The following is an 18426-nucleotide window of genomic DNA, read 5'->3' on the forward strand; positions in this document are numbered from 1 at the left end:
TTCAGATAGCACTCTGTTTTTTCGCTTCTGTGCTTTATTGCGTAAGCATCCCTATTTAAAAACTGTCCGGAGTATTGGAATTATAATCTATCCTTAAAGCAACACCTAAATTAAAGAGAAGTTTTTCTATTTAATTTGGGTGTTTAAAAAAATATACGTAAAAACACTATTGTGTACTCCTTAAGGCAGATTTACATTAATTTATTGCTTCAGACAAAATAATAATTGAGTTAATTTTACTGGCCTCGATCGCGACTACTACACCGACGACGATGCCTCCGCCGCCTCCGGTGACTGCTCAATCCAGAATTACTAGAGTGTAGAGGGAACAGGCGCTGGCGGTAATTTTTTGTTCGGTACAGGTGCGCTAGAGGGAACAGGCGCTGTTGGTAATTTTTGGCTGGGTACAGGTAAGGAAGTTGGTTGGGGTTGCGGTTGAGGGAGACCGGGAACACGGATATATTTCCAATTACCAGTAAACAATAGGTACATAACACCCGCAAGCACGACACCGCTAACAACAGCAGCAGTAATTTTCCAAACACTGTAGGGACGTTCGCCTTGAACTTCAGCGGTGCGTGCATTAACCATTACTTGATATCGCTGGTTTTGATAGCGATAGGCGCACAGCCACACAGGTAACAAAATATGCTTAAAAGTGATAGCATTGTAATTAGTAGAAATGCTGTGAACCCGCTGCTCGTCGCCACCAATATTCCTGCAAACATCCGAGTGAATAGTACCGGCCATGACATTTTTAGCAGATTCAAATCCTTGATCGAGAGAGACTTGCGATCGCTGCGCTTCAAACCCAGCTAAATAAGATGAATTGTAAGGGCGCAGCGACTCCTTGAGATGCCACGGTTCTAACGCATCCAGGCGCGGGCGATCGACTGAAGTTGTAGCCGGAATCAGAATATCGTCAAAAAAGCGATCGACTTTCCCAGAAGCAGGCCACCACCTGGTATGTTGCACTTCGCGAGTTTTAGTTTCTGTTTCGCCCTGCGAGTTTGTTTCCGTATAAGTTTCAGTTACGTAGTAGTGTTCTCCGCGAGAACCTTGATAGTAACTAACCGTATAAGTGTCGTAAGTCCAAAACGGCAAATAAACCCCTTGAATTTTCTCCTGTTGGGCTAGGGATTTCAAAGCAGAGGGAGCAAACCAGCGATTGCTGAGCCACTTCTGAATGCTTTCTCTGGCCTGTTTATCACTAACTTCAAAGGGTACAATTCCCTCTGGGTGGACGCTAGGGCTGGCCTTTGCAGGTTGCGTCACAATTGGAGAAGCACAAAAGGGGCATTTACCCGCTACTTTCGGCGGTTCAAAAGTAACACTTGCTCCGCAATCATTGCATTTTACTTCCAGGGCTGTTGTTGATAAAGTTGTCAGCGTCGTGCGATCGACTTGGAGATATTGTTCGTAAGAGTTCTCCTTTACCTCTTCAGCAGTTTGGGGAATTGCATCTTCCCAGCCGCAGTAAGCACACTTGAGCTTTCCTGCTTGGGGGTTGAACTCTAAATAAGCCCCGCAGCTAGGACAGGGAAAACGTTTAACAGCAGGTTCTGAAGTATTCATAATGATTAATTGGTGATGTAATTGGTAATTGGTAATCGGGAAAGCATACCAATTGCCAATTACCAATTAACTAAATATGCAAAATTTTAGGCTGCGGCTGGCGGGGGAGGCGGCGGTACTGTCGCCAACAAAGATGCTAATTCCGGCACTTGCGATGCTAACTTCCAGCCGTCAAAACCAGCACGCCACACCATTACCTGATGTGTCAAACCATTTTGCAGAAGTTGATGCAATTCAAAAGGGCCTGATTGTTGACCGTTCTGGGCAATATACCACTGAGTTTGTATTGGCGGGGGAGGTGGCGGTGGTGTTTGGGATGCTGGTGACTGCATCATATTTGTCATTTGTTGACCTAGTGCCATTCCCATGCCAAATTCTAATGCTTGATTGCCACCGCTAGGGTTATTTGCTGATGCTTCTATGGCGTTAGCAGCTTGATATTGGGTATATTGCTGCATATTTCCCAGAAGTCCGATCGAGGCTCGTTTGTCGAGTGCTTCTTCAACTTCAGCCGGCATCGAGATATTTTCAATTAATAGCTGAGTTAACTCTAACCCAAACTGCTGGATACTTGGCTCTATGGCAACTCGTACCTGTTCGCCCATGTGGGTGTAGTTGGCTGCAAAGTCTAAGAGGGGAACGCGGGAATTGCCAACCCAATTGGCAAAGGCACTGACTATTGTATTGCGTAACTGTTCGCTGATTTCATCTACTTGAAATAGTCCGTCTGTGCTGATTAGTTGTTTTAAGAGTTGTTCTGGATGGGAAACTTTAATGTTGTATGTGCCAAAAGCCCGCATTCGCACTGGGCCGAGTTCTGGATCGCGGATAATTACAGGGTTAGAGGTTCCCCATCTCAGGTTGGTAAATATTTTGGTGTTAAAAAAGTAGACTTCTGCTTTAAAGGGAGAGTTGAAACCGTAGGGCCAACCTTTTAAGGTGCTGAGAACGGGTAAATTGCGAGTGTACAGTTCGTACATTCCCGGATCGAAGACATCGGCAACTTGACCTTCGCTGACAAAGACTGCTATTTGTCCTGGTCGTACAGTTAGTTTAGCACCTTGTTTGATTTCGTTTTGGTGGCGCTCGAATCGATAGGCAATGGTGTCGCTGGTATTGTCTAACCATTCGATGATATCGACAAATTCGCCGCGAATCTTGTCAAAGAGTCCCATAGATTTATTTGGGGTTGTTGTTTGATTTTAGCTTCAATAGGAGTGATCGATGTTCCCGATCGCCATTGTAAAGTTTTTAGGTGCGATCGCTGGCGATGGGCGCGATCGCACTTGCAGACAATTCACAATTCCGGTTCAATTCCAGCCGAGCGCAACTGAGCGCGCAATTGCTCTAATTGGTCTTCTGCTTGTTGAGCTCTTTCTTGTTCGCGATCGGCTCTTTGCTGTTCTTGTTGAGCTCTTTCAGATCCCGATAACAACAGATTCCCTTGACTATCCCACCAGCGCAGCCAAGGTAACTCAACATTTTGATACCTTCCTTGCCAAATTCCCAATTCCACTCCTAACGGTTCAATGGGATAATGACCGCGATCGTTTGCAGCAACTAATTGATACCTATCTTCGATCAGGTGATAGACTTCAACGCTAGCCTTAGTTACTTCATAAATCCCGTAAAATGCCGGACGGATCACATTTTCATAAATCCAGAATTTACCCGGCTTAGTTTCCTGTTGACCCGATCGCAACAAAGGCGTTCTGTCTCGTTCTTCTGCACCATTGCCTGATACAAATTCTAACACAATTAACGGTGCTACAAATTCTTGCCACATCACATAATAACGGCGCAATTGACCGTCAATAGTTGGCGGGACATTAGGCACATAAAACCAGTCCGGTGCTTCCGCACCCCGTTCTAGCGGCTCAGTTAATCGCCAATAAATACCGGTGTCTTGACCGATACAATAGTTACCATCTGGATGAATGCTTTGGAAGACGGGAGTAATTGAATCGGTTAACAGGATGCTTTGGGGGTGTTCTTGGAAATTCTTTACAAAAGTGCCGTCTGATTCGGGTAGCTGAGTGTGGTCTGGCCAGCCTGTGGGGTTGTTTTCTACATCTAACGTCAATTTCATAATAGTTTTATTTGGATTGCAGGTGTTTTTGAGAAGCAGAGAAATCGAGCTCTTATTTTAAATTAATAAAACTCATTTAAACTGTTGAATTACTAACTATATCTCCCTTAGTTATTCAAACCTATACTGAAAATTACTTATGATAAATTCTCGGATTTACCCATTTAATCGCATGTCATCAATTGTTTGAATTAGGATTTTTTTCAAATTAGTATTATCTTCTGATAACAGCCATTCCGATCGCCATTCGTTCGGATGGATTTGGCCGTATTTTTCGGGTAAGGTGACGCCGTGATAAGCATAGAGGCTGTATCCGTCAGCAAATAGAATGGCAGGCCCTCCTTCGGCGTGGAGGCGGTGTTCACTGTCGAAGGAGAGGATGCGGGGGCGATCGCACAAAATACAAGTATTTTCCAAAGGATAAATCCACGCGCAGTTGGCAACTAGCAACTGAAATGCTCTCCATTTAACGGTATCGCGATCGCCGTTTAATACTGAAATATAGAAATCACTTAACGCGCCGCGAGATATCGCTGCAGAAAAAAATTTATTGATGTCATGATATTGATGTCTGGCAAACCTATCGAATTTACGCCATCTTTCGTACCATGTATAACCTCCGGTGATTTGTCTGCGAGAATCGATCGATCTTTCTAAACTGTCAAATGCTGACCACAGCAGCAGGTTAAAATAGTCTACCAGCTCTCTTAGAATATATACCTCTGTATTCAGCAGATAAAACCAAAAATACTCCTCTTTTCTTGTCACGATTTGACTCAGCATTTGGTAGGTCAAATTATGGCCTAAAACTGCCGTTATTTCCTGTTTTATCTTCCTCCAAGATGGAGATTTTTGGTAGGTTTCAAAAATTGGAATAAAGATGCGATATAAAGCTGCACAGGGGCTATCGCAGATAACAATCTGCGGCTCTTTATAGCCGAGGGCTGCATAGGCAAATCTTACTGATTGTGTGGCTTTTTCGCGGTCGATGGGCTCAGTGGAGAGTGCAATTTTTCGCCACTTTTCTCGATAAACTGGAATCAGGGCTTGTTGTTGCGGGGTCAGTTGTTCGATCATCGTTTTCCTCTAAGTCTGCCAACAATATTTCTCAAGAAGTAATCCTGTCTGCACCGACGCGCGATCGTACTTTAATACTTTGCATAAATCTGGCCTCATTAAGTTTGTACTGAAATTCAATCTTGTCAGGAATTACTCATCTATGCCAAAGAAACCGGGTTTTTTACCGAATATGTGGGTGAGTGCGAAAGATTTTCGTCAAAAAACCCGGTTTCTGACCACCCGTGCGTCATTCTACCTCTATATTTAGGATTGGTGTATCGGATTAATTTCGCACGCGAACCCGGTTTAATCCAAAACCAATTAATCGCGCTGGAATATTTCGCAAAATTGGTAACTGCAACAAAAGGGGCGGTGTAAACGGTCGATTTGTATCTAATGCCCCCTTAATAATTCGCTCCTGTACAAACGACTGAAATGCTTGAATGATGCGTGTAGGCAACTCCCGCTGTCGCTGCACTTCTGCCAAATCCCACAGATGCAAGTGATTATTTTTCAGGGAGGCGCTGAGTACATTGGCCGCGACGACAGCATCTTGAATAGCATAGTTAATTCCCACACCGCCTACGGGCGACATGACGTGAGCGGCATCCCCAATTAAGAGCAAACCGGGACGATACCAGCGGGGAAGGCGACTCGATTCAACGGACAGAAAAGAAATTTGCGACCAATCTTTCAGTTGCTTGACCCTATCTGCAAATTCTGGTGCTAATTCAGCAACAGATTTTTGCAAAACTTCTATTCCTGAGTCGCGCAATTTCTGATAGGTGCCTTTCAGAATAATGTAACCGAGTTGCCAATAATCCAAGCGGTCAATCATGGCTAATAAATGACCTCCAACAGCTCGACCTCCCACGCCGAAATCTTCGACATCATGGGGACTGCGCGGCAAACGAAACCAAAGGACATCCATCGGCGGGGAAGTTTTAATCGGTTCAAAACCTGCTAATTGGCGAAGGCGGGAAAAGCGACCGTCTGCACCGACAGTGAGGGTCGATCGCACTTCATGCCATCCCCCGCGTCCCCGGTATCGAATTCCGCACACAACCCCATTTTCTACGATCGTTTCTTGGACATTAGCTCCCATTACTAACTGAAAACAGGGGTAGCGCTGCGCTTCGGCAGTGATGAATTCGAGAAACTTGACTTGCGGAAGGATAGTGATGTAAGGATACTTGGTTTTGAGACTGGACAAATCTACGAGGGTGGCGGTATTTCCAGCAGCTTGGATGGTGAGGCGGCGCATTTTTGTATGGGGCAATTCCAGCAATTTTTCTGCTAAACCCAATTGATCCATAATTTCCATTACTGATGGATGCAGCGTATCGCCCCGAAATTCTCGGTCAAAATCTTTGTGTACTTCTAGTAGCATGACTGGAATGTTTTGCCTCGCTAAAAGTAATGCTAAAACAGCACCCGCAGGCCCACCTCCCACAATGCAGCAGTTGGTCTGTTGCACGTCAACTATCGAGTGTTCTTGAGAGGATTCTGAATTTTGAACAGAGTTGACAGTCATATTTTTATGTTCCTGTTTGCTCAACAATCCTGCTAGCTGTTTTTAGTTTAGCAAAACGCATTAGTTAATCTATTCTGAATTTTTTTTAGCTGTCAAAAGATGAACATACACTGCTTTCCCAAGTTGACACTCCTACTCCTCGCAGGATCTCGCACATCCACCAGGGGATCGATCGCACCCCTGGCTCAGCCGCAGGTGAGGCAATCCCTCCGCAGCCCCCGCTTCTCGACGCGGTACAATAAATGCAATCATACTTAACGCTTATATTGAAAAGGCTACACACAACGCCACAGGAGAAAACTGACGCATGGGTAAAGTAGTTGGCATTGACCTCGGAACAACAAACTCAGTAGTAGCCGTCATGGAAGGCGGCAAACCGGTTGTGATTGCCAATGCAGAAGGGATGCGGACAACTCCCTCGGTAGTCGCTTTCACAAAGGAAGGAGAACGCCTGGTGGGACAGATGGCCAGACGCCAGACTGTTCTCAACCCGCAAAACACCTTTTACGCCGTCAAGCGGTACATCGGACGCAAATATACCGAACTGACTCCAGAATCAAAGCGCGTGCCTTACACAACTCGCCGCGACGAGAACGGGAACATCAAAATCAAGTGTCCCCGCCTGAAAAAAGATTTTGCCCCAGAGGAAATTTCGGCGATGGTTTTGCGGAAACTCGCAGATGAAGCCAGCCGCTATCTGGGACAAGAGGTGACGGGGGCTGTAATTACTGTTCCGGCTTATTTCAACGACTCGCAGCGACAGGCGACGCGGGATGCTGGACGAATTGCCGGACTTGATGTCAAACGGATTTTAAATGAGCCGACAGCGGCTTCTTTGGCTTACGGTTTGGACAGGCGAGAAAGTCAAACTATTTTAGTGTTTGATTTGGGCGGTGGTACTTTTGATGTGTCGATTTTAGACGTGGGAGACGGAGTATTTGAAGTCAAAGCCACTAGCGGCGACACTCAATTAGGCGGCAATGATTTTGACTCCAAAATTGTGGATTGGTTAGCAGAACAATTCTTAGAAAAAGAAGGAATTGATTTGCGACGCAACCGCCAAGCTTTGCAGCGCTTGATCGAAGCGGCAGAAAAAGCGAAGATTGAGCTGTCGGGAGTCGGTGTCACCGAGATTAATTTGCCGTTTATCGATGCGAACGAAGACGGGCCTTTGCATCTGGAAACGCGACTAACTCGCGGTCAATTTGAGGGGCTGTGCACAGATTTGGTGCAGCGGCTGCGGCGTCCGGTGAAACAAGCGTTAGCCGATGCAAGTTTGAGTCCTTCTCGCATTGATGAAGTTGTGCTAGTTGGCGGTTCGACTCGGATTCCTTTGGTGCAGGAAGTTGTTCGCAACTTGATTGATAAAGAGCCGAATCAAAATGTGAATCCCGATGAAGTTGTGGCGGTGGGAGCAGCAATTCAGGCGGGGATTTTGGGAGGCGAGGTTCGCGATGTGCTGTTGTTGGATGTGACGCCGCTGTCGCTGGGTTTGGAAACTATCGGCGGGGTGATGAAAAAATTGATTCCGAGAAATACTACTATTCCCGTCAGGCGATCGGACATTTTTTCGACTGCTGAAAACAACCAAACTGTGGTAGAAATTCACGTGATTCAAGGGGAACGGGAATTAGGCAGAGATAATAAGTCTTTGGGACGGTTTAAACTAACTGGAATTCCGCCGGCACCGCGAGGGATTCCGCAGGTGCAAGTAGCTTTTGATATTGATGCTAACGGGATGCTGTTGGTGACTGCTTTGGACAAAACTACCGGCAGGGAACAAAGCATTACTGTGCAAGGTGCTTCGACGCTGAGTCAGCAGGAAGTGAATCAAATGATTCGCGATGCGGAACAGTTTGCTCAAGCTGATAAGTTGCAGCGGGAAAGGGTAGAAAAACGCAATCGCGCTGAAGCTTTAGCTTATCAAGCCGAGCGGCAGTTGCGGGAAGTTGCGCTCGATCGCGGAATGCAGTTTGCTCAAAGAAGCCGCCAGCGAATTGAAACTTTAATTCGGGAATTGCGAGACAGTTTGGAACGCAATGATGAGCGGGGAGTTGACCAAGTTGGTTCGGATTTGCAGGATGCTCTTTACGATTTGAGCCGGGAAGTTTCGGCGTTTGCGATGGATGACGATGATGATGATTTCTTTGAGTCTGTGAAGCGGACTTTTACGGGCGACGGTACGAAGCGGCGCAGCGATGATAGCAGCTATTATACCAATGCTAAACCGTACAGGCGATCGACTGTCGATCCAATTCCCGATCGCCCCTACGATCGTATGGGCGATCGTATGGGCGATCGAATGGGCGATCGAATGGGCGATCGTATGGGCGATCGTAGAAGCAGTGCTAATCGCCCCACTCGCCCTTATCAAAATCAAAGCGACGATTGGGATGATGACGACGATTGGCTCTAATTAGTGGTTAGTCATTAGTCCCTAGTCATTAGTCCCTAGTTTGAAGCAGGGAAGCAGCATGACTAATGACTAATGACTAATAATTAATAACTCATGACTAATAACTAATGACTAATGACTAACTATGCAGAATTTTCGCAATTACTATCTAATTTTGGGAGTACCCAAAGATGCCACGGCTGATGAGATAAAAAAAGCCTATCGACGGCTAGCCAGACAGTTGCACCCTGACGTAAATCCAGGGGATAAATCTGCTGAAGATAGGTTTAAGGATATTAATGAAGCTTACGATATTCTTTCCGATATTGAGAAGCGAACTCAATACGATCAGTTTAGTAAATTCTGGAAACAAAAGGGATTTCAAGGCAAGCAAGGGGTGCGACTTCCCAATTTCAAAACTTGGGGAAACACTAAAACTACCCGGAAAAAACCGACCGAAGATGTCGATTTTAGTGATTACTCGGATTTTAATAAATTTCTCGATCAAGTGCTCGGAAGACGCCGGGAAGTGAGGATGGCGACAGCGAATGATACACAGGGAGTAGCCTCCTCTGAACCGTGGAATACGGCTTCTAAGAAAACGAGTTATGTGGCTAATTCTCGCCCACCTAGAAGGGATTTTGACGATCGCGAAATGCGACGGGAAACAGTCGATCGCGAAATGCGACGAGAAACAGTCGATCGCGAAATGCGACGAGAAACAGTCGATCGCGAAATGCGGCGGGAAACAGTCGATCGCGAAATGCGACGAGAAACAGTCGATCGCGAAACGAGAAGGGACATTGAGGCCAGGCTAACTCTGCCTTTGGAAAGGGCTTATTCGGGCGGTACCGAGCGAATTCGTCTGGAAGATGGGCGAGCGATCGAGGTGACTCTGCCTCCTGCTATGGTATCAGGCCAGCGGATTCGCTTGCGAAATCAAGGTATGGGCGGCGGAGATTTATATTTGAAAATCACGGTTTCTCCCCATCCATTTTTTCGCTTGGAAATGTCGGATATTTGCTGCGAATTGCCACTGACTCCCAGCGAAGCGGTGTTGGGGGGAGATATTGAAGTACCGACGCTAGACGGCTTGGTAAAGATGAAATTGCCGCCGGGAGTAACCTCTGGAAAGCGGTTGCGGCTGGCTAACAAAGGCTATCCAACAGGAAATGGCGATCGGGGCGATCAGTTGGTAGAAATTCAGGTGTTAATTCCCAAAGAAATTAGTGAAGAGGAACGAGAATTGTACGAGAAGTTGCGACAGGTTGAGTCTTTTAAACCGCGTCAGGATTTATCGGTTTAATATAGAGTACGCAATGCGCCAGTTTAATTTTGTAGGGGCGCAATAATGCGCGCCTTACTACTAATCGTGTACGAAAAATTAGGAGATGCTTGGCTAAATTTTACGGACATATCAGATTTAGCCACTTGGCTGTAAATAGACGATATCAAATGCGTGGGTATAGCAATTATTCATCTCTCTCTTGTCTTCCTCTGTGGCCTCTGCGGCCTCTGCGGTTTAATAATTCCGAAACAACCGTAAACGATAGGATTTGTCGCCAGAATAGCAGATCGCACTTTCAGCCATCCTGGATCGCATAAGTAAAATTACTGTTGTGATTATTCCTGAACTAGCAGAGAATTAACAATAAGGTAATTTTCCCAAAATCAGGAGCAGTCTGCCGCCATGACTCAAATGCCCCCTCAATGCAACAATCTGCAAGAGCAAGTTGACTCCTTACTGCAACTGCTGCGTCAGGAATCTTCTTTGCGACAACAAGATATCACGGCGGTACAAGCTTCTCTGAAAAAGGCAATTTCTCCTGAGTTTGAAATTGTGTTTGCTGGCGCTTTCAGTGCGGGAAAATCCATGCTAATTAATGCTTTGCTGGAGCGAGAATTGCTCTACAGTGCAGAAGGACACGCGACAGGTACGGAATGTTATATCGCCTTTGCTGAGCCGGAAAAAGAGCGCGTTGTTCTCACTTTTTTGAGCGAGTTTGAGATTAGCCAGCAAGCTTCTGTGCTGTGCCATCAGTTAGGTTTAGCTACTGAACTTAATATTAATCAAACAGATGTAGTGTCGCTGTTGTCTCAGGGATGTAACATAATTATTGAAACGGAAGGCGGCGAAAATAAATCCGAGTTAGCCAAAAAAGCTAAGGCTTTGATGCTGCTGTTAGAAGGTTTTGAGGCAAATCGCGATCGCATCCAAACTCTCGAAAACGCTACCTACTCGATGGAACAGTTTAACTTTTCCAATCTCAAGGAAGCTGCTAGTTATGCCCGTCGCGGTAGTAACAGTGCTGTACTCAAGCGAGTTGAATATTACTGTTATCATCCGCTGCTGCAAGATGGCAATATTATTATCGATACGCCGGGAATTGATGCACCCGTGCAACGGGATGCAGAATTGACTTATGATAAGATTGAAAGCCCCGATACTTCGGCGGTTGTCTGCGTTTTGAAAGCAGCTTCGTCTGGGGAAATGACGACGGAAGAAACCGAGTTGATGGAAAAAACACGGGGAAATCCGGGAATTCGCGATCGACTGTTTTACATTTTCAACCGCATTGACGAAACTTGGTACAACACGCAACTGCGGCAGCGCTTAGAAAATCTGATTAATTCCGACTTTCGCGATACTGCGAGAGTTTATAAAACTAGCGGATTGTTGGGGTTTTACGGGAGTTTGATTCGAGGGACAACAGGGCGCGATCGCTTTGGTTTAAATACAATCTTTGCCACCAGTAAAGGGCGAGTTTTTGGAGATGATAAATTAGATTCAGATTTTTTTAGTAATAGTGAAGAGACTCCGCAATTTGTTAGTGAATTTAATCGCTACTGTGCGAATTCCGGCAAGCTATCTCCGAGCAAATTTCGGATTTCAGTTAACAGCTACGAAACACCAAATGAAAACTACGTGCGGATTCTTGCAGAGCAAGGACAACCATTAATTACTCAATTAATTCAAGATAGCGGCATCGAAGATTTTCGCACAGCTATCACCCGTTACCTCACAGAAGAAAAACGCCCGCAACTGTTCAAAAATTTAGCTGACGACTTAGAAGATTTGTGCATTCAACTGCGGAAACATTACCAAACAATTCAGCGGAATTTGGACAGCCAGCCCCGTGAAATTGAAGCAATGAAAGCACAGGAACTTTTGCGACTAAATCAAGAGTTGCAGCAAGTCGGACAGGATTTTCGGGAACATATCGCCGAAGAAGTCAATGAAATGATTATGAACAGATGCGATATTTTCGATATAGACTTTCGGCAACTGCAATCTCGGATGATCCGGCGCTTGGATGAATTGTTAGACGGATTTTCTGTTGAGGCGGCTTACGGACGTACTTTACGGAATCATCCCCGCAATGCTACAGCACCTTTAATTGCTGTTTTAGTTGAAGCACTTTATTATTTAGCGAATCAGTTGGAAGATATTTTAGTAGAGGCTACTAAATCACTGGTTGATAATTATTTCCAGTATTTGAAAGATAGCGTTCGCAAGTCAGAATACTATCGATTACTTTATCGGTTGTTGGGGAATGATGGGGGAATTGAACAGCAGTTAGAGGAGTTATCAAAGCGGGTTTCTGATGCTTTGGTAAATGCGGCGGGCGTTGAGTGCGATCGCTACGTGCGAGAAAGTCCCCGTTTTTACGACGAAGGCACATTTTCGATTTATCAATTCCGGGAAACATTGCAGCAAACTTCTCAAGGTTTCGACTGCGAAAACATGGTGGACGCCCAACCTGCAATTCGGCAATTATTGCGGCTAGATTTCGAGCCAAAAGTCTCTAGAACTATTCGGCAAACTTTCCGCCAAACTGTCAACCAAACCCTGAAAGAGCATTTGTTGCCGCTGGCCCAAAAGCAAGCTGATGATATTTTGCAGAAATACAGTCAAGCTCGCGATTATTTGGAGCAAACTTTGGCACAGGAGGCGGAGGAAAAGATTGCTGGGAATCTGCGGCGGCAAGCTGAGAATGAGCAAAAGATTCAAGAGTACGATCGGGCGGTTTCTGGGATTAATAGTTGTTTGCAGGCGATGAAGTTGCACGAGCATTTGTTGCCTGTAATTGGACAAAATGATAGTGTTTCGGTGGAGGGTGAATAATTGAAATCCGGGTGAATTATATTCACCTGGTTTCTTTACTGTGTTTATTGTGATATAATAGCCAACAAAGAGCGAGTTTAATTCTATGAACATTCGCCAAAAACTTCTAACAATAATCGAGCAACTTTCCGAGGATAAGTTAGCAACACTTCTCAACCTAGCCGTGTTCTTGACAAAAGGGAAAGAATCTGTTCCACCGCTGCTTGCATCCCAAGCTTATCAGGATTGGCTGAGTGCGGAAAATGACATTTATGACGAAATATTTGCAGACTGAGCCATCAAACATCCGCGTTCATTCGCGTTCATCTGCGGTTAAAATTCATGGCTAAAAAACCTATTAGGTTAGATATCAATATGGAAGATAAATTTGATTTTCACAACTGCGGTAATGAGGATGCTTTATCTTTCGGTAAGGCAATGCTTAAAGTAGAACAACTCAAGGAAACAGTAAATCGAGCTTTGCCTGAATATGTGTTAGGAGAGAGACTTAGTGAGACGTTAAGGCAACAGAATCTAAATATTGATATAGGTTTAACTACTAACCAACTACGTACTGCTTATGAGAAATGGTTTGGTGAAGGTATAGATTGTGAAATTCTCAGAGTGGGTGCTCAGGGCTGGAAGAAAGGAAAGATGAAGCTCAAACTCAATGTCACTATAGAATTTTGCCCAGATGAACCAGAAGTTGAAGAAACACCAGAAAACAACGAGTCAGAAGCTAGCCAACCAGAATCCCCCCTCGATGATTTGCGCCGCCAACTTCTCAATCAAGAAAACTCACCCAGCTAATCCATCAAACATCCGCGTTCATTCGCGTTCATCTGCGGTTAAAAATCATTATGTCTAAAACCCCTAGAATCCCCATTCCCCCAGAAGTCAGAAAATATGTATTTACTCGCAATAAATACCAGTGCCAAAGCTGCGGCCAAACCAAGCTAGAAACCCAACTGACGATCGATCATATCATCCCCCTAGCGCGCGGCGGCAGCAACGACATCAGCAACTTGCAAACCCTCTGCGGCACCTGCAACCAAAAGAAAACCGACAAACTAGACCCGCGCTTCCGCCGTCACTTTGACCTTTGATATTTAACAGTATAATAAAATCAGCAATTTAAGATTGAAATTGCTAACCTATGTTCGATCGCACTTTTAATCCCTAGCTTGGATAACTGCAATGCTGACAAAAACAGTAGACGTGCAAGAAGCACAGACAAATTTGAAAGAGTTATTATCTCTAGCACTTAAAGGCATAGAGGTTGTTCTCACAGAAGGTGGCATTCCCCTTGTCCGTTTAGCGCCGATCGCATCCCCAACTAAGCAGCGTACAGCAGGATTGCACGCAGGAGCAATCTGGACAAGTAATGATTTTGATGAACCGTTACCAGACGAATTTTGGACAGGGAATCTATGAAATTACTGCTGGATACTCATACATTTATTTGGTGGGATAGTTCCCCCCAAAAGCTTTCACCAAAGGCTTTGGCATTGTGCCAAAACCAAGAAAATATTTTGCTTTTAAGCATTGGCAGCATTTGGGAAATGCAAATCAAGCTCCAACTGGGGAAGCTGAGTCTCAATCTGCCTTTACCAGAACTTATAGAAAGTCAGCAACAGACTAATAATATAGAAGTGTTATCTATTAATTTAACTCATCTTTTCACCTTGGATAGCCTACCCAACCATCACAAAGATTCGTTCGATCGCCTGTTGATTTCTCAAGCGATTGTAGAAAACGCTGTGCTGGTGAGTGGCGATTCGATACTAGCCAACTATCCGGTAAAAATAGAGTGGTAACACCTACCATCGATAATACCGATAAGGATCGTCCCCATACTCAAAATCCGTTCTGTAATCCCAGTGATAAAACTCCCGACTCGAACCATTAAACACAGATCCATCCGCCTTAAAACTCGCCCCTAAATTACCCAAAATCTGAGCATTTGCCCTGGTTTGCCGCCAGCGAGTAAAACGCAAATAAGTCTTAGTATCAGCATTCAAACTGTCAGGTTCAATCTGAGAGAAAATCGCCACACCCTTGCCAACTTTTACCCGACTTAACAAACCGTCAGCACCGATTTCTCCCCCAGACTTAATCAGCCAAGTATCATAAAAAGAGCGCGATCGCAAATCTGAAGCACTAACCCCCTTCACCTCATCCCAACTCGGAACCGCCAGCGAACCCCCAAAATCCTGCGCTTGCTGCAAACCCACACCCAAACCCGCCACAGGCACTTGACGCGGCAAGAAAAACACCTTCCCGCCAGCATTCAAATAACCGCGCAACTCTGCATCTTTCAGATTCGCTTCTCTCCCCACAATGGCCAAACCAAAATCATTAGAAAGCGAAGTAGCGCGCTGATAAATTACCCCCAAACTGTCCAACTTTTGGACATCTTCATCTCCCCCTATTAAAACCACTTTATCCGGCTTTCCAAGTACCGGATAATTCATGCCGTAACTCACAATTTGTTGCACTAACTGCGCCGCGCCAGCATCTACAGAATAATGGTCTTCCAAATCCAACTCGTTTAAAATCAGTCGCCCTTTCCCGTAATCCAATTCCATCAGCGGCGAATAAGCTAAATCAAACTCGGATTCCAAAATTGGGCGCCAACCGCTGCGGTGCGGCTTCTCAATTGAAGCGCTACTTACACCGCCACGATTTCCCCAATGCCAGCCGTACCAAGGTTTATTTGCCGGACTCAAATTAGGGCCAGTTTGGATCGTATCTGGATAAGCTTCAAGCAGCGTGCTTTCCCCCACCCAATCCCGCAAATCTTCACTGTCTAAACCGCTAATTGCCGGATGGTTGCTGTCAACTGGATAAGCGCGGCGGCTGACGTGGGCAGCAACCCGGAAACCCATATTTTCCAGCCATTCCCTGCGCTGAGGAAACACAATTACTTGGCCGCCGTTTCGTACAAAACTTTCTACACTTCCCGGCAAATTTTTCCCGCTAGAAAACGCTTCTCTACCGACAATTAATAACGAGGAAACTTGCGAACCATTCCACGGTACAAGCTGATGACCTAATTGTTTTAACATTGCCGATGTTTTGCCCACCGGATCGAAAATTGTCACCGAATCTTTGATATTTGATTGTTTGGGAAAAACGCGGAAAGCAAATGTATCAGAATGCGATCGCTCGCCCACCCGTGCCGTCAAGCGAATTTCGCCGTCAGCCTTGCTAGAAATGGTATTTGACAAATTTACGCCTATTGGGAAAAATAGCGTGCCTGCCGGAGCAATTATCCCTTTGTTATCGCCTTTTTTTACTTCTTTTCCCCCTACCCAAACCTGCCACTTAAACGAAAATTCTTGCGCCGCCCGCGTATCGTTAATTAACACTACTTGCTTTGCCAGTTTTCCGCCTACAAACAAATTGCGATCTTTCGCGGTAAAAGCCGGGCTAGCACCAGCAATCCAAGCCAAAGTCGAGCTATTATTCTTCATAATTGCCTCGCCCCCTGGATGAACAGTGTAAGCTTCCGGCTGCAAATAATTCAGAAGATTATTCGAGATTTGCTTCAAATAAACTCCCCGGCGACCCGGTAGAAATGCCCCAATCTCCACCTTTTTTCGACCAGCTTCGGAAACTTCCCAACCATGTCCGTCATTCCAAGGAATCATCCCCCCAGACATTCCAAAAGTCCGCCAACTCCGCCAAGTATTTGTACTGAATAACTGCTGCAACTTTTGAAAAGCGGGTGCAAAATCTAACTCTTTTTTTAAATGCCAGCTTTGATACTCCTGACCCTTGACAAATTGCTCGCGAATTTTAGATTTATAAGCAACCGTTTCCAACTCGTAAGCCTGCTTGCCCAAATAAATTGCCGTAAACTCAGTCATCCAAGGTTCGCTCAGAATCACCTGACCAAAACCTTTGCGGTTCCGCATCATCGTTGCGTGCAGAGGAGTCCCAAACTCGACTGCCATGTAGGGCATTTCCCCGGTTTTGCTCCACTCAGAAATCCACTCTTCCCGTTCTTGCAAGGGAATCATATTTAAATAAGAATTGAGCGCATAAACATCACCGAAGTTGGCGCCTTGGTGTACCATCACAGGTCTAGTTGGGTCTGCCGATTTAATCGCAGCTATAGCGTCATTTCCTAGGGGAGTGTTGACCCGCAAACGCTCTTTTTCGGAGGGACTGAGAGTTCCTTCTACTTTTCTTTTGCCGATGCGGCGCGGATTTTGGTCGTCAGCGTTGCCGAAAAAATTAGGACTTGTCGCCCACATTAATACTGAGGGATGATTACGGTAGCGACGCATTTCAGTCACCATTCGGGCTTTCCAGCGGTCGTTCCAGTAAGGGTTTTTCCACTTGCCGTTCCAAGCGATAGGACTAATATCTAAAGCGGGAGCCATAATGGGAAAACCTTTGAGGTCTGCTCTTTCAGAAAATAACTCTCGGAAGTGCCATCTACCGCGTTCGTCGTGATTCCAAGGCCACATTTCTGTTATGTTAAAACCAGCTTTTACGTAGCCATCAATTAGGCTATCAGCAACTTCTACTGTCCCGCCTTGCCAAGACTCGGAGTGCAAGTTTGGTCGCAGCCGAAATTCGGTTCCGTTTAAGAAAAATTTGCGCCCTTCTATCCAAAATTCGCGGAAGCCAAAAGGTTGGTGGTATTGCGTGTCTATGCCGCTGCCTTTTACTTCTAATTGCAGGGTGTAAAGGTTTGGTTGCCCCACATCCCAAAGACGGGGATTTGGCCAATTCCACTGAACTTGTACGGTTTGAATCGGTTTAGATTGAACCTTGGCATTTGCGGTGAATTTTTGTTGTACTTTGCCTTTTTCGTCGAGCATTTGCGCGATTAATTCAACTTGACCGTTTTGGGCAACGTCTTTGAGTTCTACATCTAATTTAACTTGCTTTTTTCGGGTGGAAGTTTGGACGAATACGTCGCTAATTAGCGGACCTGGGGGAAGGCTCAGAAGGCGTACCTCGCCGATGATTCCCCGCGATTGCAAGTTAAATTTTTCTGTGTAGATTTCTGTGGGACCCATGATGACGGCTTTTTCCTTTTCATCGGATACTGCCACCACTAAAATAGATAGGGTGTTTTGACCTGGTTTTGCTACTTTGGTAATTTCAATACTGCCGTAGGGCCAGGGGATTTCACCGCAGTTAATGCCGTTGACAAAGATGACTGCATCGGTGCTGACTCTGGCTAAGTCGAGAAAGATTCTGCGGTTTGTCCAGTCACCGGGAATGTCTATATTTCTCTGATACCAAGCTTTTGAAAGTTGTTTGCTGTTGAAGTTTTCCCAATCTTTGCCGTTGCCGCGAGTGATGATTCCTGGTACGGATTGGTTGTTTTCTTTTTGCCAATCTCCGGGTACTTGGATGGAACCCCAACTTGGAGAGACGGGGGGGTTTTTGGGGTTGCCAACTGCGGGGACAAATTGCCAAGTTCCGTTGAGATAAATTTGGGATCGTTTGTTGTCGATCGCCCCAGCGGCCGCGATGGTAAGATTTGGGAAGCCGATCGACATCGGTGAGCTGCTGGCGAAGTTGGGATTTTGAAGCGCGTAACCGACGAATCCAAAGAGGGTGGCGGCTGCGAAAAATAATCCGATAATTTTTGCCAGCTTGTGATTCACTCGCTTATTGCTCCCAGAAATTAGATAATCTAATTT

The 18426-nt window shown here is 45.5% G+C and carries 14 protein-coding genes; 8 read left to right on the plus strand and 6 right to left on the minus strand.

The genetic code is table 11. The features are described from left to right. Positions 1 to 312: 312 nt before the first annotated feature. The 5 genes from QUA38_RS04250 to QUA38_RS04270 all read right to left on the minus strand — a co-directional run bounded on the left by QUA38_RS04250 (position 313) and on the right by QUA38_RS04270 (position 6257). Positions 313 to 1575: a hypothetical protein gene (locus tag QUA38_RS04250; protein WP_333159505.1), complete on the minus strand. Its 1263-nt coding sequence runs from the start codon at positions 1573 to 1575 to the stop codon at positions 313 to 315. Between the two features lie 86 nt (positions 1576 to 1661). Then, positions 1662 to 2750 (minus strand): SPFH domain-containing protein, encoded by a 1089-nt coding sequence (locus QUA38_RS04255; protein WP_333159507.1) that lies wholly within the window; start codon positions 2748 to 2750, stop codon positions 1662 to 1664. A gap of 122 nt (positions 2751 to 2872) precedes the next feature. Beyond that, a complete protein-coding gene (locus tag QUA38_RS04260; protein ID WP_333159509.1) occupies positions 2873 to 3664 on the minus strand; it encodes a Uma2 family endonuclease in 792 nt (263 codons plus the stop codon). A gap of 156 nt (positions 3665 to 3820) precedes the next feature. Continuing rightward, complete coding sequence (locus QUA38_RS04265; protein WP_333159511.1) at positions 3821 to 4741, minus strand: DUF6745 domain-containing protein; 921 nt, start codon at positions 4739 to 4741, stop codon at positions 3821 to 3823. A 265-nt stretch (positions 4742 to 5006) separates the two neighbouring features. Beyond that, positions 5007 to 6257, minus strand: coding sequence for an FAD-dependent oxidoreductase (locus QUA38_RS04270; protein WP_333159513.1), 1251 nt, complete (start codon positions 6255 to 6257; stop codon positions 5007 to 5009). A gap of 307 nt (positions 6258 to 6564) precedes the next feature. On the opposite strand from QUA38_RS04270, the gene dnaK reads away from it, so the two are divergent. The 8 genes from dnaK to QUA38_RS04310 all read left to right on the plus strand — a co-directional run bounded on the left by dnaK (position 6565) and on the right by QUA38_RS04310 (position 14574). Continuing rightward, a complete protein-coding gene (gene dnaK, locus QUA38_RS04275; RefSeq protein WP_333159515.1) occupies positions 6565 to 8673 on the plus strand; it encodes a molecular chaperone DnaK in 2109 nt (702 codons plus the stop codon). 124 nt (positions 8674 to 8797) lie between these two features. Continuing rightward, on the plus strand, positions 8798 to 9958 hold the full coding sequence (locus QUA38_RS04280) for a J domain-containing protein (RefSeq protein ID WP_333159517.1): 1161 nt from the start codon (positions 8798 to 8800) through the stop codon (positions 9956 to 9958). Between the two features lie 384 nt (positions 9959 to 10342). Next, positions 10343 to 12778, plus strand: a complete 2436-nt coding sequence (locus QUA38_RS04285; RefSeq protein ID WP_333159519.1) for a dynamin-like GTPase family protein — start codon at positions 10343 to 10345, stop codon at positions 12776 to 12778. An 85-nt stretch (positions 12779 to 12863) separates the two neighbouring features. Continuing rightward, positions 12864 to 13052 (plus strand): hypothetical protein, encoded by a 189-nt coding sequence (locus tag QUA38_RS04290; protein ID WP_333154336.1) that lies wholly within the window; start codon positions 12864 to 12866, stop codon positions 13050 to 13052. 47 nt (positions 13053 to 13099) lie between these two features. Then, on the plus strand, positions 13100 to 13567 hold the full coding sequence (locus QUA38_RS04295) for a KGK domain-containing protein (RefSeq protein WP_333154338.1): 468 nt from the start codon (positions 13100 to 13102) through the stop codon (positions 13565 to 13567). Between the two features lie 50 nt (positions 13568 to 13617). Next, the gene (locus QUA38_RS04300; RefSeq protein ID WP_015179287.1) at positions 13618 to 13863 is read left to right on the plus strand and encodes an HNH endonuclease; all 246 of its coding nucleotides are present in this window, start codon (positions 13618 to 13620) and stop codon (positions 13861 to 13863) included. Between the two features lie 91 nt (positions 13864 to 13954). After that, a complete protein-coding gene (locus QUA38_RS04305) occupies positions 13955 to 14191 on the plus strand; it encodes a type II toxin-antitoxin system Phd/YefM family antitoxin (RefSeq protein ID WP_172186585.1) in 237 nt (78 codons plus the stop codon). Beyond that, the gene (locus QUA38_RS04310; protein ID WP_333159522.1) at positions 14188 to 14574 is read left to right on the plus strand and encodes a type II toxin-antitoxin system VapC family toxin; all 387 of its coding nucleotides are present in this window, start codon (positions 14188 to 14190) and stop codon (positions 14572 to 14574) included. Before QUA38_RS04305 ends, QUA38_RS04310 begins: the two co-directional genes overlap by 4 nt. Before the next feature lie 3 nt (positions 14575 to 14577). On the opposite strand, the gene QUA38_RS04315 is transcribed toward QUA38_RS04310, so the two are convergent. After that, complete coding sequence (locus QUA38_RS04315) at positions 14578 to 18390, minus strand: sugar-binding domain-containing protein (protein WP_333159524.1); 3813 nt, start codon at positions 18388 to 18390, stop codon at positions 14578 to 14580. Positions 18391 to 18426: the final 36 nt, after the last annotated feature.

Origin of the sequence: Microcoleus sp. Pol12B4, from assembly GCF_036701385.1 — a bacterium.
In the GTDB taxonomy this organism is placed as follows: domain Bacteria; phylum Cyanobacteriota; class Cyanobacteriia; order Cyanobacteriales; family Microcoleaceae; genus Microcoleus.